The organism is Acetomicrobium sp. S15 = DSM 107314, assembly GCF_016125955.1.
GTDB classification, from domain to species: Bacteria; Synergistota; Synergistia; order Synergistales; family Thermosynergistaceae; genus Thermosynergistes; species Thermosynergistes pyruvativorans.
On sequence record NZ_JADEVE010000090.1, the window covers coordinates 1 to 361 of the forward strand.

A 361-nucleotide genomic window follows, 5' to 3' on the forward strand; every position below is an offset into this window, starting at 1 on the left:
GGGGAACAGCTGCAGTGCCCCTGTTGTGGGGGATTTTTGGACCGTCCTCGATCTTGAAAAAGACGTGAGGGGGTGGATCAGATGGAGGAGGAAAGAAGACGAGAAGAGGAAGTGGCTTCCGAAGGGGTTTCCTATTGCAACAACCCATTCGCCTACTTGAATCGCCACGGAATCGCCCAGAGAGAGTACCGGAAGATCGCTCGCTGTGATCTTTATCACGGCGAGGTCAAAGGTCGGGTCTCTCCCCACGATTTCTCGAAGATGAGTGATGTAATGAAATTAAAAGGGAAGAGCTGACCGTTGTGGGTGTGCCCAGATATCTGCATGGTTACGCCAGCCTCTTCGGCTTCGCTCAGTTTGA

At 52.6% G+C, this 361-nt stretch carries 1 pseudogene; it reads right to left on the reverse strand.

Annotated elements, in window-relative coordinates:
- Window positions 1–117: 117 nt before the first annotated feature.
- Window positions 118–255: pseudogene (locus EZM41_RS13440) on the reverse strand (trypsin-like peptidase domain-containing protein); the annotation flags it as partial.
- Window positions 256–361 lie beyond the last annotated feature (106 nt).